We start from the raw sequence: 22,446 nt of genomic DNA, 5'->3' as shown, positions 1-22,446 counted from the left end.
GCTAATCGATCGCACCTTTCGTGTCCACGGAGTGGTCACGCCTTCTTCTTGAACAACACCGGATTGGGGTGACCATCGGGATAGATCACCGGTTCAAAACTGGTCTTGTGGATGACGACCAGTGGCTGGTGACAGATGAAGACGAAACCGCCGGATTGCTCCATCAGATCTTCCATCCGGTTGGACAGCGCGACGCGTTTTGCCTGTTCGCTTTCCGCCACCAATTGCTGGTAGCTGGCTTCGAATTCGGGACTGTCGAAGCCGGACCAGTTGTAGGCGCCGATCTGATCGGGGCGGAACCAGACAAGGTTTTCGGAAGGGTCGACGCCGCCGGCGAAGTCCATCAATGCAAGGTCGATGTTCTTGTAGCCATCGCCTTGCGTCTTGTCGCCGACGCCCCAAAAGGCGGCTTCGTCATAGGGCTGGATCTCGACCTTGATGCCAGCCTGCTCGAGGCTGGCCTGGATGATCTGCGCGGTCGCGGTGCGGATGGAATCGTTCATCACCGTCAAGGTCAGCGACAGGTCGCTGACGCCTGCTTCGCTAAGCAGCGCGGCGGACTTTTCGTAATCGGGCGCTGCGATCAGATTGCTGGCGCGTGCGAATTTGGTGCCGGGCTGCACGACGCCGGTGGAACGCTTGGTGAGGTCGTCATAAACGCCGGTGAGTATCTGGCTGACGTCGACGCCATACTGCACCGCTTGGCGTACCTTCAGATCCTTGAGTCGGGGGCTCAGCATGTTGATGGTCAGCCAGACATAGCGTGTCGACTGCGCCTCGATGACCGCGGTGTTGGCTGGTGGGCTCGCCTTGACCGCCTTGGTCGCCGAAATCGCGATCTTGGTGTAGTCGAAGGCGTCGGCCTCGTAGGCGAGCTGCGCCGCCTGATCGTCGGCAACGATGTAGATCTCGACCTTGCCGAAATCCGGCTTCTGCCCCGGCCAGTCCGGATTGGCTGTCAGCGTCACCTTCTGCTTCTGCTGCCAGTCGGTGAAGAGATAGGGGCCGCATGTCGCAGGCGGCTCGGTGGTGAACTTGCCGCCGGCCCTTTCGGTGCCGGCACGGCTGATGATGTGACCGCCATAATAGGGCAGGCTGGTGACGAAGATCGGCTGGTATGGATCCTTGAGATGGATAATGCCTGACCTGGCGTCGACGACCTCGACACGATCGAGCTTTTCGAACTGGTAAGCCCAGGGCGACGAGAGTTTGGGATCGGCGATGCGCTCATACGAGAATTTCACGTCTTCGGCGGTGACGCGGCCGAGCCCGTTCGACCATTTCAGCCCGTCGATCAGGGTGAAGGCGATCGTCTTGGGTTCGGTCAGTTCGAGTTTCTCCGCGCCCCAGAGCGACCATGGCGAGCCTTGCCTGAGGTCGCCAAGACGGTTCAACGATACATAGATGCCGCGCATCATGACGTCCTCGATGCCGCCGATCATGAAGGCGGGGTCGAGCGTCTGCAGGTCGCCCTCCATGCGGATGCGCAGCGTGTCGCCGTCGGCCGACCAGGCAAAGCCGGGTTTCATGGCGAGACCGGCGCCGAGCGCGCCGGCCGCTTTCAGGAATGCACGTCTGTCGATGTTCCATCGTGTCATGGCAGTTTCCCCTTTGGTTGGTTTCGTGGTTCTTGCCCGCCTGTCTCAAGCGGGAAATGGCAGCGCACCATGCGGCCTGCGCTGATCTGTCGATAGGCCGGCGGCTCGGCCCGGCAGCGCTCCTGAGCGATCGGGCAGCGTGTGTGGAATTCGCAGCCCGAAGGCCGCCGGAACACGCTCGGGATCTCGCCGCTGACGGCCGGATTTTGGCTGCGCCGGCGCGGGTCGGGTATCGGCTCGGACTGGATCAGCGTCGCGGTGTAGGGATGCATCGGCGACGAAAACACGTCTTGCGTCGGACCAGTCTCGACCAACCGGCCGAGATACATGATGGCCAGCCGATCGCTGACATGGCGGATCATGGCCAGATTGTGGGTGACGATCATGGCGGCGAAGCCGAGCTCACGCTTCAACTCGCCGATCAGATTGAGCACGTCGCCTTGCACCGAAACATCGAGGCCGGCGGTCGGCTCGTCGGCGAGCAGCAGATGCGGCTTCATCGCCAGCGCCCGGGCGACGCCGACGCGGCGCGCCTGTCCGCCGGAGAGCTCATGCGGAAAGCGGTCGACAAAGGAGGCCGGCAGACCGACCAGCGCCAGCAGCGCCCTGGCGGCGGCGCGGCGGTCCGGTATCAGCACGCCCTGGATCACCTGCGGTTCGGTCAGCAGCATGCCGATGCGCAGGCGCGGACTGAGCGAGGCGACCGGGTCCTGGAACATCATCGCCGAGCGCCGGCGCATGGCGCGGAAATCGGCCTGCGTCCTGATGTCCCTGCCCTCGAAGGCGATGCGGCCGGCGGCTGCCCGCACAAGCCCGAGGATGGTGCGCGCCAGCGTCGTCTTGCCGGAACCGGATTCGCCGACCAGTCCAAGCGTCTCGCGAGGCAGCATCGACAGCGTCACGCTGTCGATGACGTTGAAGGCCGGCAAGGGGAACGGATTGATCAGGCGGTTGAGCACCCCGCCGCCGGTGAAGGAGACCGAAAGGTCCTCGATGGCGAGCAGAGGGCTCATGGCGTAGTCACCGCATGGCAGCGTGCGATGTGGGAAGCGGAGAGCTTCACCAGCGGCGGCGCGATGGTGTTGCACGGCGCGAAGGCACGGTCGCAGCGCGGCGCGTAGACGCATCCGGATGGCGGCTGGGTCAGATTGGGCAGCGAGCCGGGAATGGTCGGCAGCCGATCCAGCCGTTCATGAAAACGGGCCGGGTCGCAGGCGAGCAGCGCTTGCGTATACGGGTGTCTGGCGTCGTGGAAGATCGCATCGACCTCGCCGCCCTCGACCACCTCGCCTGCATACATGACATAGACACGGTCGCAGAGTTCGGCAATGACGCCGAGATGGTGCGAGACGACGATGATGATGCCGTTGTACTCGCGCCGGAGTTCGCGCAGCAGGTGGATGATCTGCGCCTCCATGGTCACGTCGAGCGCCGTCGTCGGCTCGTCGGCGATGAGCAGGCCGGGATCGGTCAGCAGTGCCGCGGCAATCGCGACACGCTGGCGCATGCCGCCGGAGAGCTCGTGCGGATAGCTCCGCATGCGCCGTTCCGCATCCGAGATCCCGACGCGGCCAAGCATGGCGGCGATCCGCGCCCGCTTTTGCGCCCGGCCAAGATCCCTGCGGTGATGCTGGAAGTCGACGAGCTGGTCGCCGATGGTCAGCACCGGGTTGAAGGCGGTCATCGGGTCCTGGCTGACCAGCGCGATCTCGTCGCCGCGCAGCAGGCGCTGGCGATGCGCGTCGAGCTTCGCCAGGTCGACGCCGTTCCAGGAAATGCAGCCGTCGATCCTTGCATTGGGCGGTAACAGGTTTGCCATGGCGGTGACCAGCGTGGACTTGCCGCAGCCGCTCTCGCCGACGATGCCGATGACCTCGCCCGGATGCGCCTCGATGTCGACATGGCGCAGCGCATGCACTGCGCCATGTTGCGTCTCATAACGGACGCTGAGATCGTGGGCGGCGAGCGCTCCGGTCATGCCGGCCTCCGCAACTGCAGGCGCGGGTCGAGATAGTCGCGCAGGCCCTCGCCGAGAAAGGTGAAGCCAAGCGTGGCGAGCACCAGGGGCAGGCCGCCGAAGATGACCATGAACGGTGCTGAGCGGATGCTGGTGTAGCCGTCATAGAGGATCGAGCCCCAGGACGGCGTCGGCGGGCGCACGCCAAGGCCGAGGAAGCTCAAGCCCGCTTCGACCATGATGACGACCGGAATGTCCATCGACAGAAGGATGATCAGCGGACCGACGACATTGGGCAGCAGGTGGATGAAGATGATGCGCGCCGCACTCGCATCGAGCAGGCGTTCGGCGAGGATGTAATCGCTGTTCTTCAGCGCCAGCGTCTGCGCCCGGATCAGCCTGGCATAGCTCGGGAACGAGGTCGCGGCGATGACGATGATCAGCGTTCCGGTCCCGGCGCCGAGCACGGTGATGATGGCCAGCGCGAACATGATCATCGGCAGCGAATTCAGGCTGTCGAAGGTCAGCACCAGGATGGCGTCGAGCCAGCGCGGGCCGTAGCCGGCGATCAGCCCGAGCAACAGTCCGATCGTACCGGCTATGGCGACGGAGACCATGGCGATCGTCAGCGCCGTGCGGGCGCCGTAGATAACGCGCGACAGGAGATCGCGGCCGAGATGATCGGTGCCGAACCAGTGCCCGAGCGATGGCGGCTGCAGCTTGTGCAGCACGTCGATCTTGACCGGCGAATAGGGCGCCAGCCACGGCGCGAAAACGGCGGTGATGAGAAAGCCGATGACCAAGAATAGCGCCACGCAAGTAAACGGATCGGCAAGCAGCGCACGCAGCAACGGAAATCGTTGTCGGTCCGGCATGGAGAGCGAGGCGTCAGCCACGGAAGACATCGCGGACCCTCGGATCGAGCCGCGCAATCAAGAGATCGGCGGCGATGGTGATGGAGACGTAGATCGTTGTCATGATCAGCACCGTGCCCATGACGACGGGATAGTTGCGGGTGTTGACCGCGTCGGTGATCAGCTTGCCGATGCCGGGCCGGGCGAACACCGCCTCGACGAAGACGGCGCTGGACAGGATGCTGCCGAGGCCGACAGCGACCAGTGAGATGGTCGGGATGATGGCGATGCGCAGCGCGTACTTTGAGACGATCTTCCACTCCGGCAGGCCGAAGGAGCGCGCGGTGCGGATGTGCGGCTCGCCCATCACCTCCATCATCGAGGCGCGCACCATGCGGGCGATGTAGCCAATCCAGCCGAGCGCGATGGCCGCCGCCGGCAGCACCAGCGCCCTGGCCTGGCTGGCGATGTCACCGGCCTCGCCGGCGCCGATAGCCGGCAGCCAGCGCAAGGTGACGGCAAAGAGCAGCAGCGAATAGATGGCAACGACGAAGGACGGCACGGCAATGACGCCGACGGAGAGCACGCCGATGACGGCATCGGCAAGCGTGCCGCGCCGCATGACCGAAAGGCAGCCGAGCGGAACGCCGACGAGAAGCGCGACGGCGAGCGCGGTCAGGCCGAGGACAAGTGTGTTCGGCAGTGCCTCCATGACCAGGGTGGAGACGGGCCGGTTCGACCAGACGTCGTAGCCGAGATTGCCGGTCAGCGCGTTGCGGAAGAATTCGACGATCTGCCACCAGACCGGCTGGTCGAGCCCCATGCGCTCGATCAGAAGCCTTTTCAGTTCCGGCGTGGCGCGCGGTCCGAGCGCCACGCTCGCCGGATCGCCGGGAACGAGGAAGACGGCCGCATACATGGCGACCATGACGAGGACGAGGATCAGGAGGCCGAGACCGATGCGCTTCACTGCATATGCAAGCATGGCCTCCCTCCCCTCTCCTCAGGCGAAATCGCGCCTGATGCGCCGCGTCGCCGAGGCGCTGTGGACAAGCTTGCCCCGTTCTCGCGCCTCGATATGCCAGCTCAGGCTGAAATGCGTCTCGTCCGATGTCAGTTCGGTGCGCGCTGTCGCTTCCGTGTCGGCGTCGCCGCTGGCGATGGCCCAGCGGTATTCGGTGATTAGCCGGGCCGACAGCGGGTCGTCGGCGTTGATGCTCATCGTGTCGGCGTTGGCCGAGGACACGGTGATGTCGCGGTCGTCGTAGCGTCTGCTGCCGTGGTCGGAGGTCAGCGCGATGGTCTGCAAGCCGGAGCCGACATCGTCGGTGACGATGCGGCGATCGAAACCGTCGTCCAGCGTCGTGGTGGGAACCGGCGGCGCGGTCTCGGCCGGCTCGAAGCGGACGTCGCGATCGCGCGGCGATGGCGGGCGCACCGGAAGCATCACCGTGCTTTCGCCGGTCGCCACCGACAGCGTCGACAGGTTCGGCTGCGGCCACAGGATCGGCCAGTGCTGATTGGCCAGCGCCAGTCGCATGCGATGGCCTTTGGGCACAATGCGGGCGAAATCATTGAGCTTCAGCCGCACCTGGAATGGTGTTCCAACCGGACACGGCGTCGGATGCTCGTGGCTGTTGCGGTGGCTGAGGTTGAGCACGCCATAGGTCATCAGCGCCGAGGTGCCGTCGGGATAGACGTCGCAGAGCCGGGCAGCGAGGTTGACATGCGGCTGATCGACGGTGACGACGAGATCCAGTTCCGGCGCACCGAGCAAGGTCAGGTCATTATCGAGCGGTTGGGTATCGAAGCACAGCGCCAGACCGTCCTCGCGACGCTGGTCGATGGCCATGTCCGGGCAGGAGCCGCCATAGCCGCCCCAGCGGCCGCAATCGCGCCCGGCGGTGGCCGGCGAGCGCACGGAACGCGTGGCGCCGGGTGCTGCCTGGCCACCCAGTCCGGCGGCATTCAAATACAGCGTGCGACGCTCGATGCGTGGCGACGGCCACGCATCCTCGGCCGCCCACGATCCCGCATGATCAGGGAGATAGAAGGGTTGCGGCCGCTCCTCGCCGGTGATCCAGACGCGGTAGAGCGGCTCGTCCGTGATGCCGGTGTTTTCGCCGCATAGCCAATGACGCCACCAGCGCAGAGCCTCCTGCAGATAGCCGATCAGCGGCCCCGGTGCGCCGCGACAGGGATAGGCATGCGACCACGGACCGACGACGCCGAGCTTCGGTCCCTTTAGATGTTCGAGCAGGCGCGGCACGAAATTGGAGTAGCTGTCCTCCCAGCCGCAGACGGCCATGACCGCGCATTCGATCGCGGAGTAGTCCTCGCAGATCGAGCCTTGCCGCCAATAGTCGTCGCGGCGCTGATGCGCGAGCCAGATTTCCGATAGCGAGCGCGTCGCCGCGAGACGGCTCGTCCACATGGCGCGCCAGGCGTCGCCGACGATCTGCGGATCGGGCGCCATCGCCTTCTTCACCAGCATGAAGTTCGACCACATCTCCTGCTCGGTGAGCAGCGCGCCGCCCATATAATGGATGTCGTCGGCATAGCGGTCGTCGGTGGCGCAGTTGCTGATGATGGCCTTCAAGGCAGGCGGCCGGCGCGCCGCCACCTGCAGCGCGTTGAAGCCGCCCCAGGAAATGCCGGTCATGCCGACATTGCCGTTGCACCAGGGCTGGGCGGCGAGATGGGCGATGATTTCGCAGGCATCCTCCTGCTCGCGCGGCAGATATTCGTCCGCCAGACCGCCGTCGGAATCGCCGGAGCCCCTGATATCGATGCGGGCGCAGGCAATGCCATGGCCGGCGAGCCAGGGATGGATGTCGATGTCGCGCGCCACGGTGCCGTCACGGCGGCGATAGGGCACCATTTCGACGACGACGGGCACCTTGGCGTCGATGCGCGGGCGCCACAGCGTGGCGGCGATGCGCGTGCCGTCGACCAGTGTGATCCAGAACGGATCGACGGTCTCGACGGCAAGCGGGAACTCGGTTCGTACCACGGCAGGTACTCGTTAAATCACCTTGTTGAACGTTCGTACAACAAGGTGATTTAACGCGCAATCCCGCTGCCCGCTTTTTGGCGTCAAATGCGAACTTGAGGCGGCTGAAGAATGTGCACGACCGCTCAGTCGATCTTGATGAACACGCCCTTGGTGTTGAGATATTCGTCGAGGTGCTCGGCGCCCCCCTCGCGACCGTAGCCGCTCATCTTGTAGCCGCCGAAGGATACGGCCGGGTCGATGGCGTGATAGGTGTTGACCCAGACCGAGCCGGCGCGAATCTTTCGGGATAGCTGGTGCGCGGTCGTGATATTGCGGGTGAAGATCCCGGCGGCAAGGCCATAGGGGGTGTTGTTGGCGCGTTCGACCGCTTCGTCCAGCGTGTCGAACGGCAACGCCGAAATGACCGGTCCGAAGATCTCCTCACGCGCGATCCTCATCTCGTCCGAGACGCCGGCAAAGACGGTCGGGGCGACGAAATTGCCGGCGGCGAGCGCGCCTTCCGTCAGCCGAGCGCCGCCAGTGACGAGCGTCGCGCCCTCGGCCGTACCGGCTTCGAGGTAGCCGGTGACCCGTTCGAGCTGCCGCAGCGAAACCAATGGGCCGATCTCGGTTGCCGGGTCGATGCCGTCGCCGATCCTGAGACCCTTGGCATAGGCCGCCAGCCGCTCGACGAACTCGTCATGGATGGAGCGCTCGACGAACAGGCGCGAGCCGGCAATGCAGATCTGGCCGGAATTGGCGAACACCGACATCGCCGCCACCGGCACCGCTCTGTCGAGATCGGCGTCGGCGCAGACGATGACCGGCGACTTGCCGCCGAGTTCCAGCGAAACGCGCTTGAGATTGCCGGCCGAAGCGCGGACGATCGACTGTCCGGTCGCCGTCGAGCCGGTGAAGACGATCTTATCGACGCCCATATGCTCGGCAAGGGCCGCGCCTGCCTCCGCGCCGGTGCCGGTAACGATGTTGACGACGCCCGGCGGCACGCCGGCCTCGTTCATGATGTCGGCGATCAGGAGCGGCGTCAGCGGCGCCTCTTCCGACGGTTTCAGCACGATCGTGCAGCCTGTCGCCAGCGCCGGTCCGATCTTCCAGGTTGAGGCGGCGGTCGGTGCGTTCCAGGGGATGATGGCGCCGACAACACCGACCGGCTCCTTGCGCGTGAAGGAGACGACCTCACCCGGCAGCGAGTTTTCGATCGTCTCGCCATGCAGCGCTGTCGCCATGCCGGCATAATAGCGCAACATGCCGATGACGCGGTTGCGGTTGGCGCGGGTGCGCACGACCGGCATGCCCATGTCGGTCGTGTCCGACCGGCTGATCTCCTCCCAGTGCTTTTCGAAAAGGTCGGCGATCCTGAGAAGCAGCACCTGCCGCTCATAGGGCTTGAACCGGCTCCACGGTCCATCGAAGGCTCTGCGTGCCGCGGCGACGGCCAAGTCGATATCCCGGCGGTCGCCGCGCGGCACGGTGGCGATGACCGCGCCGGTCGCAGGATTACGGGTCTCGATGGTCAGGCCCGAGCGGGCGCCGACCCAGGCGCCATCGATGAACATCTGCCGATGGCGCCCGTCGATCGGCAGGCGAAGTTCTATCGAGGCCTGAGCCAGGGTCATGATTTTCCTCCATGTGACAGGCAGCCAAGTGACCGCCCTGTAATGGAGGACGCCACAACGCCGCACGTCAGACGTACGGCGTTCTAGCATTTTTTGACCGGCGCATCCTATGCGCCAGCAAAGATCACTCGGCCGCCAGGGGCAGTTGCAGTTGCGGCCTTTCGCTTTCTTCCGCCTGCCCTGTCTCGGGCGCCTGCTCGGCAGCCTTCTTGGGCTCCCGGCCGAAGAACAGGGCGTAGCCTGCCGGAAGGACAAGGATGGTGAGCACGGTGGCAACCAGGATGCCGCCCATCATGGCATAGGCGAGCGGACCCCAGAAGACGGCGCGCGAGATCGGGATCAGCGCCAGCACCGCCGTCATCGCCGTCAGCACGATCGGCCGGAAACGGCGGACGGCCGAGCCGACGATGGCCTCCGAGCGCTCCATGCCTCTCGCTATATCCTGGTCGATCTGGTCGACCAGGATGATCGAATTGCGCATGATGATGCCGAGCAGCGCAATGACGCCGAGGATGGCGACGAAGCCGAACGGGGCGCCGCTGATCAGCAGTGCGGCGGCAGCACCAATGATGCCAAGCGGGCCGGTCGCCAGCACCAGCATCGCCTTGCCGAAATGCTGCAGCTGGATCATCAACAGCACGACGATGACGGCCAGCATGATCGGAGCTTTCGCGGCAATCGAGGCCTGGCTTTCGGCCGAATCCTCGGCACCGCCCTGGATCTCGATCTTGTAGCCGGGCGCCAGACCGTCGCGCAGGCCCTTGATGTCGTTGTACATCTTGGTGACGACATCGTTCGACTGCACGCCGTCCGGCAGCGTGGCGCGCACGCTGATGGTCGGCAGGCGGTCGCGCCGCCATTCGACGCCCTGCTCCAGCACCGGCACGACCTTGGCCACCTGCGACAGCGGCACGAAGCCGCCGAAATCCGTCGGGATGTAGACGGAGTCGACCGACGACAGCAGCTTGCGGCTTGCCTCCGGCTCTCGGGCGACGATGGAAACCGTCTCCTCGCCGTCGCGGAAATCGTCGAGCGGCGCGCCGGACATCGTCGCCTGCAGCATCTGGCGAATGCGTTGCGAGGTGACGCCGAGCGCACGGGCGCGATCCTGGTCGATGACCAGCTTCATCGCCGGCACCGGCTCCAGCCAGTCGTCGTGCACGGCGCCGAGCAGCGGATTTGCCTGGAACTTCGCCTTCACCTCGTCGGCGATGCGGCGCACCTCCTGGCGGTCCGGGCCCATGACGCGCATCTGCACCGGCCAGCCGGTCGGCGGACCGAGGAACAGGCGGTCGACCTTGGCGCGGATCGACGGGAAGTCCTGCGCCAGGATGGTGCGCAGCTTGATGATCAGCCGTTCGCGGGCCGGCTCGTCCTTGGCCATCACCAGGAGCTGGGCGAAGTTCGGATTGCGTAGCTGCTGGTCGAGCGGCAGGAAGAAGCGCGGCGCGCCTTCGCCGATATAGGTGGCGATGAAGCGCTTGTCTGGGTCGTCCATCATCCTGGCTTCGAGCGCCTTGGCCTGCGTCTCCACTTCCTTGATGCTGGTGCCTTCCGGCAGCCAGAGATCGACAAGGATTTCCGGACGCGACGATTGCGGGAAGAAGTTCTGCGGGATGAACTGGAATGCCCAGAGACTGGTGGCAAAGGTCATCAATGTCATGACCAGCACGATGACGCGGTGGCGCACGGCCCAGCCGACCGTGGCGCGCAGCCGGCGGTAGAAGCTTGTGTCGAAGGCATCGTGATGGCTGCCGGCATGCTTGCGCTGCTTGAGGATCATGTGGCCGAGCCAGGGCGTGAAATAAACCGCCACGAACCAGGACACGACCAGCGCGATGCCGACAACGTAGAACAGCGTGCGCACATATTCGCCGGCGGTCGATGCGGCAAAGCCGACGGGGATGAAGCCGGCGGTGGTGATCAGCGTGCCGGTCAGCATCGGGAAGGCCGTCGAGGTGTAGGCGAAACTCGCCGCCTCGATCTTGACCAATCCTTCCTCGAGCTTTCGTTCCATCATCTCGACGACGATCATGGCGTCGTCGACCAGAAGGCCGAGCGCAATGATCAATGCGCCGAGCGAGATGCGCTGCAGATCGATGCCGATCTCGTACATAATGGCGAAAGTGGCCGCCAGCACCAGCGGAATGGCGATCGCGATCACCAGGCCGGAACGCCAGCCGATCGACAGGAACGAGACGACGAGCACGATCAGCAGCGCCTCGCCGAGCGCCTCCATGAACTCGTTGACTGCGTCCTTGACGACCTCAGGCTGGTCGGAAATCTGGTCGACCGCAACGCCATAGGGCAGCCCTTCCTCGAAGCGCTTGTAGGTCGCCTCGACATCCTTGCCGACGTCTTTGACGTTGAAGCCCTTGGCCATGACGACGCCGAGCTGGACGCTGTCGTGGCCGTTATAGCGGTACTTGCGCTGATAGGGGTCTTCGAGGCCGGAGGTCACGGTCGCGATGTCGCCCAGCCGCGTCACCTGGTTGCCGGCGCGCAAGCGAAGTTCGCGGATGTCGGCAGCCTTGGTAACGTCGCCCTCGACCGAGATGCGCACCGAGTTCGTTCCGGTATCGACCGAGCCCGCCGGATCGACATTGTTCTGCCCCTTGATCGCATTCTGCAGATCGGTGAGCGTCAGGCCACGTTCGGCAAGCGTCTTTGACGAAACATCGATATAGAGCTTTTCGGGCTGGTCGCCGATGATGACAGCCTTTTCGACGCCGGGCGTCGTCAGCAGCATGTCGCGCGCCTGGATGGCGAATTTCTTCAGCTCGGGATAGCTGTAGCCGTCGCCGCTGATCGAATGCAGCGTGATGAAAGTATCGCCGAACTCGTCGTTGAAGTACGGGCCGAGCAATCCTTGCGGCAGATCGCCTGAAATGTCGCCGACCTTCTTGCGCACCTGGTAGAAAGCATCCGCCACCTGCGCCGGGTTGGTGTCGCCCTTGATCTGAACCGTAATGATGGCGCTGCCGGCGCGGGTGTAGGAGCGGACGAAATCGAGATGCGGCGTTTCCTGCAGCTTGCGTTCGATCTTGTTGACGACCTGGTCCTCCATCTCCTTGATCGAGGAGCCCGGCCAGACGGCCTGGACGACCATGACGCGGAAGGTGAAATCCGGATCTTCCTTCTGACCCATGCGCATCAGGCCGAGTGCCCCGGCAATGATGATCAGGCCGAACAGAAACCGCGCAATGCTCGGGTGGCCGATTGCCCAGCGCGAAAGATTGAAAGGCCGCTTTTCTGTACTGTCGGTGGTCATGACGCAGTCCTGTTCAATTGATCGGCAGCGTACCCGCTTGCTGCTCATGAATTTTCGATCTGGCTTCCGGGCGGCGAGGCTTTCCGAGCGGAGAGACACTCGTCGTGGTGGGGCACGAGGATCGATGTGGGGGGTACATCGACCTCGCGTCTCGACAATCGGGCACTCACCGCCCGGAAACCATGACCCACTCAACCCGTGGCTTGCGCCTGGGCAATGACAAGTGGGGCTTTCATTTCGCCTGCGCTTCAGCGCAGGCTGCTGGTGGTGTCGCCATCGGCCGATGCGGACTGCTGCGCCGCATCGCCGGAAAGCTTTACTTTCAGATTCTCGGTCATGAACTGCGTTCCGGCAGCGACGACGACGTCGCCGGGCTTCAACCCCTCGGCAACACGCACGCCGTCGGGAGCGAATTCGGCGATCTTGACCGGGCGCGCATGGACGGTGTCGCCGTTGCGGTCCACGGTCCAGACGATCTTCTGGCCGTCTTTCTGCGCCAGCGCGCTCAACGGGATCGCAACGCTTTGCTGGCTGTTAGACACAGAGGCTTCAATGGTCGCGGTCATGCCGAGAAGCACGCGCGGATCGTTTGGCAGGCTGACACGAACGGCAAAGGTACGCGATTGCTGATCGGCGCTGCCGGCGACCTCGCGGACCTTGCCGTCGAGTGTCAGCGCATCGTCGGACCAGAAGCCTGCCTTGACGTCCTTGCCCGGCTTGAACTGGGCGATATCCATTTCCGGAACGGCGATCAGCACTTCCTTTTCGCCATCGACGGCAACGGTTACCACCGGACTGCCGGAGCCGACCACCTGGCCGACATCGGCGGCAACTGATGTGACGATGCCGTTCCTGTCCGCCTTGAGGTCGGTGTAAAGGACCTGGTTTTTCGCCTGGTCCAGCGATGACCGGGCGGAATCCCGGGTGGCAACCGCCTGATCGTAGCTGAGGGTTGCCTGTTCGAGCTGCGATTTCGACGAGACGTTCCTGGCAAACAATTGTTCGGCGCGACGGCGCGCAAGACCTGCTGTCTCGACCCCCCTTTCGGCGGCATCAAGTGCCGCCTTGGCGCTGCCGACCGAGAGCTCGTAGTCGGCGGGATCGATGCGGGCAAGAACATCGCCCGGCTTCACCCGCTCGCCGATATCGACGAGGCGCTCGGTGATCTTGCCGTTGATGCGGAAGCCAAGATTCATCTCGGTGCGGGCTCGCACCGAGCCGGAGTAGGAGATCTCGCGGGTATCATTCGCCTTGGCGATCTCGACCACCTTGACCGGGCGAATGATCTCCTTGACTTCCGCCTTCTCTTGCGAGCAGCCGGCGAGCCCGAGCGTGGCGACGATCAGGCCAGCAACTGGCAGCCTGCGGATGATGGAACTGGACAAAGACACTTTCGCGCTCCTGACTGGAGATGAATTGTCGACACCGACGCCCGGCGGGCGGCGGCTATTACTTCAAGGCTCTGATCGCATAATCGATGAGATCGTCGGGCATTGCCCGGTTGGTCTTGGCAAGACACTGCGCCACCATCTGCGGGTGGCACAGGATGACCGTGGCGGCGCCGAAGCAGCGCGACGCGATCACCGGATCCTGGTCGGCAAACTCGCCGGCTTCGATGCCCTCGCGGATCACCTCGGCGAACAGATCGTGAATGCTGTCGATATGCTTGTCGATAACGCCCCAATCACGCTCGAGGGCGACGATGACCATCTCATGGACCTTCTGGTCGTCGAGCATGACCTCCATCGTCATCTTGTACTGCGCGTGCACGTAGCGCCGCAGCCGTTCCTCGGCGCTGATCGGCAGGCGGGAAATCTCGTAGGCCATCTTGTAGCTTGCGCCGAGCATCCGGCCACACACGGCCTGGTGGATTTCGACCTTGGAGGCAAAGAAACGATAGATGTTGGCCGGCGACATGCCGAGTTCGCGGGCGATGTCGGCGACATTGGTCTTGCCGTAGCCATAGTGGCGAAACAGGCGTTCGGCGCAGTCGAGAATGCGCGTCACATTCTCCTGGCGGGTGGGGTCGGCCACTATATGGGCAGCTTCAGACATGGCTCTCTGTCTTTTTTACGAGTAACGAATTTCAACTTTCGTCAATCGTAAATCGAAATTCGTCACTTGTCAAGCGGATTCGACGTACGCGTACGACTGGTGACAGATGGTGACAAGGATTGGGAAGTGGCGAAAAGATCCAGACGTAGCGATCCTTCACACCCCCTCTGTCCTGCCGGACATCTCCGGCAATTGGCGAAAGCAGGGGCGACATCCAATCTCCGCCCTTGCGGGGGAGATGTCCGGCAGGACAGGGGGGTGGGCGGGAACTCGACAGCGCGGGTTGATCCCGCTCCCGAAGACCCTAAGCCTCCTTCGCCATTTCCCACAGCCGGAACTTCTGGATCTTGCCGGTCGAGGTCTTCGGGATCTCGGCAAAGATCACCGCTTTCGGCACCTTGAAACGGGCAAGAAGCGAGCGGCAGTGCTCGATGATCTCCGCCTCGGTCGCCGTCTTGCCTGGCTTCAGCTCGACATAGGCGACCGGCACCTCGCCCCATCGATCGTCGGCTCTGGCGACCACGCCGCAGGAGGCGATGGCGGGATGCTTGTAGAGCGCCTCCTCGACCTCGATCGAGGAGATGTTCTCGCCGCCGGAAATGATGATGTCCTTGGAGCGGTCCTTGAGCTGGATATAGCCATCGGGATGCATGACGCCGAGGTCGCCGGAGTGGAACCAGCCGCCGGCGAAGGCTTCGTCGCTGGCCTTGCGGTTCTTCAGATAGCCCTTCATGACAATGTTGCCGCGGAACATGACCTCGCCGACCGTCTCGCCATCGGCCGGGGTTTTTTCCATCGTCGTGGGGTCCATCACCGTCAGGCCTTCGAGCGCGGCATAGCGCACGCCTTGCCTGGCCTTCTTCGCCGCCCTCGGACCCTTGTCCAGCCCGTCCCAATCGCCATGCCATTCGTTGACGACCGCCGGACCGTAGGTCTCGGTCAGGCCGTAGAGATGGGTGACGGCGAAGCCCGCATCGGCCATGCCCGACAGAACGGCTTCCGGCGGGGGCGCCGCGGCCGTGTTGAAGGTAACGGTTTGCGGGAATTCCCGCTTGTCCTCATCCCTGGCGTTGATCAGCACCGACATGACGATCGGCGCGCCGCATAGATGGGTGACGCGATGGTCGGCGATGGCGTCGTAGATCGGCTTTGGCCGCACCCAGCGCAGGCAGACATGGGTGCCGGCCTGTACGGCCAGCGTCCAGGGAAAGCACCAGCCGTTGCAGTGGAACATCGGCAGTGTCCAGAGATAGACGGCGTGCTTGGCCATGCCGGCATGGATGGTGTTGGCGTAGGCCATCAGTGCCGCGCCGCGATGGTGGGAGACAACGCCCTTGGGATTGCCTGTGGTGCCGGAGGTGTAGTTGAGCGCGATCGCGTTCCATTCGTCGTCGGGCATCGACCAGGCGAAATCCTCGTCGCCGCCGGCGACAAACGCCTCGTAGTCGAGCGTGCCGATGCGCTCGCCCTTGGGATAGGGCGCATCGGCGGCGTATTCGGGATCGTCATAGTCGATGACCAGCGGCTTGACCTTGGCCATGGCCAGCGCCTCTTTGACGACGCCGGCGAATTCGCGGTCGACAATCAGCACTTTCGTCTCGGCGTGGTCGAGCTGGAAGGCGATGACCGCGGCATCGAGGCGCGTGTTGAGTGAATGAAGCACTGCCTTGGTCATCGGCACGCCGAAATGCGCTTCCAGCATCGGCGGCGTGTTGGAGAGCATCACGGTGACGGTGTCGCCCTTGCCGATGCCATGTTTTGAAAGCGCCGAGGCGAGCCTGAGGGAGCGGCGCCAGAAATCGCGGTAGGTGGTTTGCTGGCGGCCATGAATGATGGCGACATGATCGGGATAGGTGCTTGCCGCCCGCTCCAGATAGGTCAGCGGCGTCAGCGGCTGATAATTGGCGGCATTCCTGTCGAGATCCTGTTCATACGGATTGCCCATCCCCGTCCTCCCCCATTTGTCTCTCGAGAACTTCTAATCACAGGCCTCGCGCGACGTCACCACCAACGATGCTACGACAAGACGCATTTGGCACAACGGTAAGCTAGATTCAGCCGGCGAAAGGACATTGTATACCCCTGCGTATATCCTGCCCCGGTTTGACTTTTGTCGAGAGCCGTGAATAATGTCAGATAGGGAGATGGCATGGCGATCCGACCGGCAGAACAGCTTATCCACAAGGCCGCCTGGCTCTACTATGCCCATGGCCTGCGCCAGGACCAGGTGGCCAGCCAGCTCAAGATTTCCCGTGCCTCGGTCGCCATGTATCTGCGCAAGGCGCGCGAGACCGGCATCGTCAACATCTCGACTTCGACACAGCTCTTCACCGACGACGTGCTGGCACGCAAGCTGGAAGACGCGCTGAAGCTCGATGCGGTCTGGATCGCGCCGGAGAACGGCCATGCCGCCGATCCCTCGACCGACATCGCGGTGCTGGCGGCCAACGTCTTTCTCGAACTGGTCAAGAAGGGCGACCGCATCGGCGTCGCCTGGGGACGGACCGTCTATATGATCGCCGACATCATGTCCTATGCCGACCTGCAGGACGTCACGGTGGTGCAGCTCTGCGGCAATCTCGGAGCCCCCTATTCGTACCGGCCCGACCAATGCACCATGGAGATCGCGCGCCGGCTCAACGCCAAGGGGCTCAATTTCTATGCGCCGCTGGTGCTGACGACGGAAGAACTGGCGCGTGGCCTGCGCGCCGAGCCGGTGATTCGCGAGCAATTGTCGGGCATTGGCGACTGCGACCTGGCGCTCTATTCGGCCGGCACCGTCGACGCCGACAGCCATGTCGTCAAATGCGGCGCGCTGACGGCCGAGGAGATGGGGGCATTGCGAAAGGCGGGGGCGGCCGGCGTCATCGCCGGGCAGATCATCGACGCCGAAGGCAAGGCGCTCGACTGCAGCTACAATCGCCGGGTCATTTCGGCGGAGCTGTCATCGCTGCGCAAGATCGAGAAACGGCTCATGGTCGTGCAGGAGGACAGCAAGTTCGAACCGCTGATCGCGGCGATCAGCGGCGGGCTGTGCACACATCTCGTGGTCGGCGCGCGAATGGCGCGGCGGCTGCTGGACCATGCCGGGCCTGCGGCAGAAAAGGCCTCATAGCAACCACATTTCTTGCCGCAAGCGCGTTGTCATCAAAGCGTCGCGGCATTCCTGTTCACAACGACAAAGACAACAATCGGGCCAAGCTAAAGATGAAAAACCTGTGGAATGACGGCGATGCGGAAAAGCTGGTTGCCGACTATGCGGAAAGGGGTGTCAGCCGGGATCTGGCGCTGCGCGTCTACACGACACGGCTTCTGGGAGGCGAACCCCGGCTTGTCCTGCATGGCGGCGGCAACACCTCTTGCAAGACGAAAGCGACCGACCTCGTCGGCGACGAATGGGACGTGCTCTGCGTCAAGGGCAGCGGCTGGGACATGGGCGTCATCGAGCCTCAGGGGCTGCCGGCGGTCAAGCTCGGCGCGCTGCTGAAGGCGCGGTCGCTCAAAAAACTCTCAGACGAGGACATGGTCGCCCTGCAGCGGGCGAACCTCATCGATCCATCCTCGCCCAACCCTTCGGTCGAAACGCTGCTGCATGCCTTCCTGCCGCACAAATTCGTCGACCACACGCATTCGACCGCCATTCTGGCCATCGTCGACCAGGACGACAGCGAGGCGCTGAGCGAGAAGGTTTTCGGCAGCAAGATGGGTTATGTGCCCTACATCATGCCGGGCTTCGATCTGGCGAAAGCAGCTGCCGATGTCTTCGAAGCCGACCCGACCGTCGAAGGCCTGATCCTCGACAAGCATGGCATCTTCACGTTCGGCGACGATGCCAAGCAGGCCTATGACCGGATGATCCACTATGTGAACGTCGCCGAGGATTTCATCGGCAGGCATGGCAAGCCGCGCACCGAAAAAGCCGTCCTGCCAGCGAGACTGGCGACGGCGGCGGATCTTGCGCCGATGCTGCGCGGCGCTGTGGCCGTGGCGCGCGGCGAAGGCCGCTTCGACCGCATGATCAGCGATTTCCGCACCTCGGACGCGATTGTCGATTTCATCAACTCGGCCAGGATTGCCGACTATGCCGGGCGCGGCGTGTCGACGCCCGACCTGTCGATCCGCATCAAGACCGGACCGATGGCGCTGCCGGCGCCCGACTTGGCGAAAATCGGCGACTACAAATCCGTCATCCGCAGCCACGTCGAGGCATTCGCCAAGGATTATCGCGCCTATTTCGAAAGCAATGACGGGCTCGACGACATCAAGCGCACGATGCTCGACCCGATGCCGCGCCTGACGCTGGTGCCGGGCCTCGGCATGTTCGGCCATGGCCGCACGCTGAAGGATGCCAGGATCGCCTCCGATGTCGGCGAGATGTGGATCGAGGCGGTGCGCGGAGCAGAGGCGGTCGGCGACTTCCGGCCACTGTCGAAAGCCGACCTGTTCCCGCTCGAATACTGGTCGCTGGAACAGGCCAAGCTCGCCTCCAACAAGCCGAAACCGCTGACCGGCCAGGTGGTGCTGGTCACCGGCGGCGCCGGCGCGATCGGCGCCGCCACCGCAAAGCTGTTCGCCGACAATGGGGCGCACGCCGTCATTGTCGACCTCGACGCAACGAAAGCCGCCGAGGCCGCAAGGAAGGCGGGCAACAACTCGATCGGCATCGGCACCGACATCACCGATCCGGGGGAGATGCGCGCTGCGTTCGACAAGGCCGTCGCCGTCTTCGGCGGTGTCGACATCCTGGTTTCCAACGCGGGCGCTGCCTGGGAAGGCCGGATCGGCGAGCTCGACGACGCCACTTTGCGCAAGAGCTTCGAGCTCAATTTCTTCGCCCACCAATCGGCGGCACAGAACGCCGTGCGCATCATGCTCGAACAGGGCACCGGCGGCGTGCTTCTGTTCAACACCTCCAAGCAGGCAGTCAATCCAGGTCCGAAGTTCGGCGCCTACGGCATACCGAAGGCGGCGACACTGTTCCTGTCCAGGCAATATGCGCTGGACTACGGCGCTCACGGCATCCGCTCGAATGCCGTCAACGCCGACCGCATCCGTTCCGGACTGTTGACCGACGCCATGATCGCCAGCCGCTCGGGTGCGCGCGGCGTGTCGGAGAAGGAGTACATGTCCGGCAATCTGCTCGGCCAGGAAGTGACGGCGCAGGATGTGGCGCAGGCCTTCCTGCATCACGCGCTGGCCGAGCGGACCACCGCCGATGTGACGACGGTGGACGGCGGCAACATCGCCGCGGCGCTGCGCTAGGCAAATCCCCTGCCATGAGCACGAGGATCAAGGCAGGGATGCTAGAAACCTAACAAATATTGTTAGTTCTTGTGAGGCGTGATATATATAGTCGGCATGAAAACCGAACCGATGCGCACCCTTACAATATCCCTCACCCCGCAGCAGGCGGCCCGCCTGCAAAGCGCTGTCGAAGGTGGGGGATATGCCTCCAACAGCGAGATTGTCCGGGACGCCTTGCGCCTGTGGGAACAGCGCGAGGAATTGCGCGCCTTGGAGCTGGAACACTTGAAACGGGCCTATGCCGATGGGATGGCCAGCGGCAAACCGGTGGAAGTCGAACCCGCCGAGTTTATACGTGGTTTGAAGGCAGAACGCCGCGCCCGTGGCTAGATATCGGCTCACGCCACGCGCCTCGCGGGATTTGCGGGATATTTGGCGCACCATCGCAGTCGACAATGAAAAGGCGGCCGACAAGCTGCTTATGCGCATTTTTGACAAGTTGGAGCTGGCGGCGGAACATCCCAAGATGGGGCACAGCCAGACCAGAGTTGAGCGTGACGGCCCGCGTGCTCATCGAAGGCCGCTACATCGTCATCTACGAACCGCAGTTGGAGAGCATCCTGGTCGTGGCGATCGTCCACGGGATGCGCGATCCGGAGCACTGGCTGTAAACCGAAGAAAAGAGCGGCTCGCGTGCCGCTCTTTCTTTCTGCCTGCGATGGAAAGCTATTTCGCGTTCGGGTTCGGCATCCAGGCCGGCATGGCGACATCGGCATGGGCGAATTGCGGCAGCTTGGCCGAGAGATCCTCCATGTTCTTGATGTCCTTGTCGACCAGGTCTTTCTGGGTGATCAGCGTCGGCGGCACGATGACGTTATGGCCGGGATCTTCGCCGGCAAGCAGCTGCGCCAGCACGCGCACCGAGACCTGGCCGACGACGGCCGGGTTGGTGGCTGCGGTCGCCGCCCAGGCGCTGTCGGGCTCGCGCATCGCGGCGATGTCGGACGTCGAGATGTCGGCCGAATAAATCTTGATGTCCTTGGACAGACCGGCCTCGTCGACGGCGATCTTCACGCCCTTGGCGAATTCGTCATAGGGGGCGAACATCACCTTGATGTCGGGATGGGCCGACAGCACCGAGCGGGCCTGGTTGGCGACCGAATTGGCGATCGGATTGTCGAGCGTGCCGAACATGGCGACTTCGTTGATGCCGGCAAACTTCTTCTTGACGTCGACCCAGGTCTCGTTGCGGCGGTCGAGCGGCGCGATGCCGGCGACATAGACATAGCCGGCTTTCCAGCTCTCGCCATTGTCCTTGACCGCCTGTTCGAGCGCCAGCCGCGCAAGGTCGCGGTCGGACTGCTCGACCTGCGGAATCTCAGGGTTCTCGACATTGACGTCGAAGGCGACGACCTTGATGCCGGCGTCGACGGCGCGCTGGGCGGCCTCCTTCATCGATTCCGTCAGCCCGTGCTGGATGATGATGCCCTGCACGCCGAGCGCGATGGCCTGGTCGACCATGTCGGCCTGAAGTGCTGCGTCCTGGCGGCTGTCGAGCACGCGCAGATCGACGCCGAGGGCCTTCGACTGCGCCTCGACGCCGGAGAGATAGGCCTGGAAAAAAATCACCGGTCGAGAGATAGCGGACCAGCGCGATCTTGACGCCCGGCTTGTCGAAGGGCGCCGGCTTGTCAGCGGCAAAAGCCGGGAACTGCATCAGCATTGTTGCACCGGCCAGCCCGAGGGCTGCCTTGGCCAAAAGTCTTCTTGTGATCTTCACGTCGTTTCCTCCACTTGTTGAACTCAAAAATCTGATCCGGCCGAAAGCTATCTCCTGCCCCTACCGGAAAGGGCGAAGGTGAAGACAAGGGCGACCACGAGCACCACGCCCTTGACGAAATCCTGCGTATAGTAAGGCGCGTTCATCATGGTCAGGCCTTGCAGCAGGATGCCGACGAACAGCGCGCCGACGGCCGTGCCGAAGGCGTTCGGCTTGGCGGCCCCGAGCACCGCGTAGCCGATCAGCGCCGCCGCGACAGCGTCGAGCAGGAGATTATTACCCGAGGCGATGTCGCCGCGTCCAAGCCGGGCAGCCAGCAAAATGCCGCCGATCGAGGCAAAAACTCCTGAAATAATGTAGGCCCAGATTTTGTATGCCTTGACAGGCGCGCCGGCGAGTTCGGCGGCCCGCTCATTGCTGCCGACCGCATACATCATGCGTCCGAAACGGGTGTATTCGAGAAAGAACCAGATCAGCGCCGCCAGCACGAGCAGCACGACGACCGACACCGGAATGAGGTTCGGGATGAAGAAATCGAAGCGGTGGCGTCCGAGCGCCAGGAAGGCGTCGGAGAACTTGCCGTTGGCGACCGAACCGTCGGGCATGGTCATGCCGGTGGCGATCGAGCGGCCCTCGGTTGGTATGCGCTGCAAGCCGACAAGCAGGAACATCATGCCGAGCGTCGCCAGCAGGTCGGGCACGCGCATATAGACGATCAACCAGCCATTGATGAGGCCGACAACGGCGCCGATCAGCAGACAGGCGATGACAGCGACGACGGCATTCTGCTCCAGCACCACCATCACATAGGCGGCCGCCATCATGGCACTGGTGGCGACGGAGCCGATCGACAGATCGAAGCCGCCGACGACCAGGGTGGCGGTGACGCCGAGCGCCAGCACGCCGGTGATGGCGACCGACTGGAAGATGAAGACGGCGCTCTGCGGCGAGACGAAGCCGTCGGCGGCGGTGGCGAAATAAGCGATCAGCCCGAACAGCAGAAGGATGAAGCCGTAGCGAATAGCGTGGTCGCGCAGCGTCATTCAGCGCTCCCG

At 63.7% G+C, this 22,446-nt stretch carries 16 protein-coding genes and 2 pseudogenes; 5 read left to right on the top strand and 13 right to left on the bottom strand.

The genetic code is table 11. The features are described from left to right. Window positions 1-35 precede the first annotated feature (35 nt). The 11 genes from MESS2_RS27155 to MESS2_RS27105 form a co-directional block, all read right to left on the bottom strand. Complete coding sequence (locus MESS2_RS27155) at window positions 36-1,598, bottom strand: ABC transporter substrate-binding protein (RefSeq protein ID WP_008877798.1); 1,563 nt, start codon at window positions 1,596-1,598, stop codon at window positions 36-38. After that, complete coding sequence (locus MESS2_RS27150; RefSeq protein WP_008877797.1) at window positions 1,595-2,611, bottom strand: oligopeptide/dipeptide ABC transporter ATP-binding protein; 1,017 nt, start codon at window positions 2,609-2,611, stop codon at window positions 1,595-1,597. The genes MESS2_RS27155 and MESS2_RS27150 overlap by 4 nt, the downstream gene beginning before the upstream one ends. Next, window positions 2,608-3,576, bottom strand: a complete 969-nt coding sequence (locus MESS2_RS27145; protein ID WP_008877796.1) for an ABC transporter ATP-binding protein — start codon at window positions 3,574-3,576, stop codon at window positions 2,608-2,610. Before MESS2_RS27145 ends, MESS2_RS27150 begins: the two co-directional genes overlap by 4 nt. Beyond that, on the bottom strand, window positions 3,573-4,460 hold the full coding sequence (locus tag MESS2_RS27140) for an ABC transporter permease (RefSeq protein ID WP_244440096.1): 888 nt from the start codon (window positions 4,458-4,460) through the stop codon (window positions 3,573-3,575). The genes MESS2_RS27145 and MESS2_RS27140 overlap by 4 nt, the downstream gene beginning before the upstream one ends. After that, window positions 4,444-5,394: an ABC transporter permease gene (locus MESS2_RS27135; protein WP_008877794.1), complete on the bottom strand. Its 951-nt coding sequence runs from the start codon at window positions 5,392-5,394 to the stop codon at window positions 4,444-4,446. Before MESS2_RS27135 ends, MESS2_RS27140 begins: the two co-directional genes overlap by 17 nt. 18 nt (window positions 5,395-5,412) lie before the next feature. Beyond that, window positions 5,413-7,422: a CocE/NonD family hydrolase gene (locus MESS2_RS27130; protein ID WP_008877793.1), complete on the bottom strand. Its 2,010-nt coding sequence runs from the start codon at window positions 7,420-7,422 to the stop codon at window positions 5,413-5,415. A 125-nt stretch (window positions 7,423-7,547) separates the two neighbouring features. After that, a complete protein-coding gene (locus tag MESS2_RS27125) occupies window positions 7,548-9,041 on the bottom strand; it encodes an aldehyde dehydrogenase family protein (protein ID WP_008877792.1) in 1,494 nt (497 codons plus the stop codon). A gap of 124 nt (window positions 9,042-9,165) precedes the next feature. Further along, window positions 9,166-12,312 (bottom strand): efflux RND transporter permease subunit, encoded by a 3,147-nt coding sequence (locus MESS2_RS27120; RefSeq protein WP_008877791.1) that lies wholly within the window; start codon window positions 12,310-12,312, stop codon window positions 9,166-9,168. 248 nt (window positions 12,313-12,560) lie between these two features. Beyond that, window positions 12,561-13,703: an efflux RND transporter periplasmic adaptor subunit gene (locus MESS2_RS27115; protein WP_008877790.1), complete on the bottom strand. Its 1,143-nt coding sequence runs from the start codon at window positions 13,701-13,703 to the stop codon at window positions 12,561-12,563. Between the two features lie 58 nt (window positions 13,704-13,761). Beyond that, a complete protein-coding gene (locus MESS2_RS27110) occupies window positions 13,762-14,367 on the bottom strand; it encodes a TetR/AcrR family transcriptional regulator (protein ID WP_008877789.1) in 606 nt (201 codons plus the stop codon). 304 nt (window positions 14,368-14,671) lie between these two features. Then, window positions 14,672-16,312, bottom strand: a complete 1,641-nt coding sequence (locus tag MESS2_RS27105; protein WP_008877788.1) for an acyl-CoA synthetase — start codon at window positions 16,310-16,312, stop codon at window positions 14,672-14,674. Between the two features lie 204 nt (window positions 16,313-16,516). On the opposite strand from MESS2_RS27105, the gene MESS2_RS27100 reads away from it, so the two are divergent. From MESS2_RS27100 to MESS2_RS34215, 5 genes and pseudogenes are all read left to right on the top strand, one after another. Further along, complete coding sequence (locus MESS2_RS27100; protein WP_008877787.1) at window positions 16,517-17,482, top strand: sugar-binding transcriptional regulator; 966 nt, start codon at window positions 16,517-16,519, stop codon at window positions 17,480-17,482. A 92-nt stretch (window positions 17,483-17,574) separates the two neighbouring features. Next, window positions 17,575-19,629 (top strand): bifunctional aldolase/short-chain dehydrogenase, encoded by a 2,055-nt coding sequence (locus MESS2_RS27095; protein ID WP_008877786.1) that lies wholly within the window; start codon window positions 17,575-17,577, stop codon window positions 19,627-19,629. Between the two features lie 111 nt (window positions 19,630-19,740). Beyond that, the gene (locus MESS2_RS27090; protein ID WP_413468400.1) at window positions 19,741-20,001 is read left to right on the top strand and encodes a type II toxin-antitoxin system ParD family antitoxin; all 261 of its coding nucleotides are present in this window, start codon (window positions 19,741-19,743) and stop codon (window positions 19,999-20,001) included. Then, window positions 19,994-20,125, top strand: a pseudogene (locus MESS2_RS34220) (type II toxin-antitoxin system RelE/ParE family toxin); the annotation flags it as partial. The gene MESS2_RS27090 and the pseudogene MESS2_RS34220, both read left to right, overlap by 8 nt. A 40-nt stretch (window positions 20,126-20,165) precedes the next feature. Then, window positions 20,166-20,282 carry a hypothetical protein gene (locus MESS2_RS34215; protein ID WP_008877784.1) on the top strand — a complete coding sequence of 39 codons (117 nt, stop codon included), beginning with the start codon at window positions 20,166-20,168 and terminating at the stop codon, window positions 20,280-20,282. 55 nt (window positions 20,283-20,337) lie between these two features. Here the strand turns inward: MESS2_RS34215 and MESS2_RS27080 are convergent. Beyond that, window positions 20,338-21,391: pseudogene (locus MESS2_RS27080) on the bottom strand (substrate-binding domain-containing protein). A gap of 47 nt (window positions 21,392-21,438) precedes the next feature. Then, window positions 21,439-22,434, bottom strand: coding sequence for an ABC transporter permease (locus MESS2_RS27075; RefSeq protein WP_008877781.1), 996 nt, complete (start codon window positions 22,432-22,434; stop codon window positions 21,439-21,441). Between the last annotated feature and the right edge of the window lie 12 nt (window positions 22,435-22,446).

This window comes from Mesorhizobium metallidurans STM 2683 (assembly GCF_000350085.1).
In the GTDB taxonomy this organism is placed as follows: domain Bacteria; phylum Pseudomonadota; class Alphaproteobacteria; order Rhizobiales; family Rhizobiaceae; genus Mesorhizobium; species Mesorhizobium metallidurans.
Note: the sequence above shows the minus strand (reverse complement) of the source record. Positions and strands in the feature narration are given on the sequence as shown.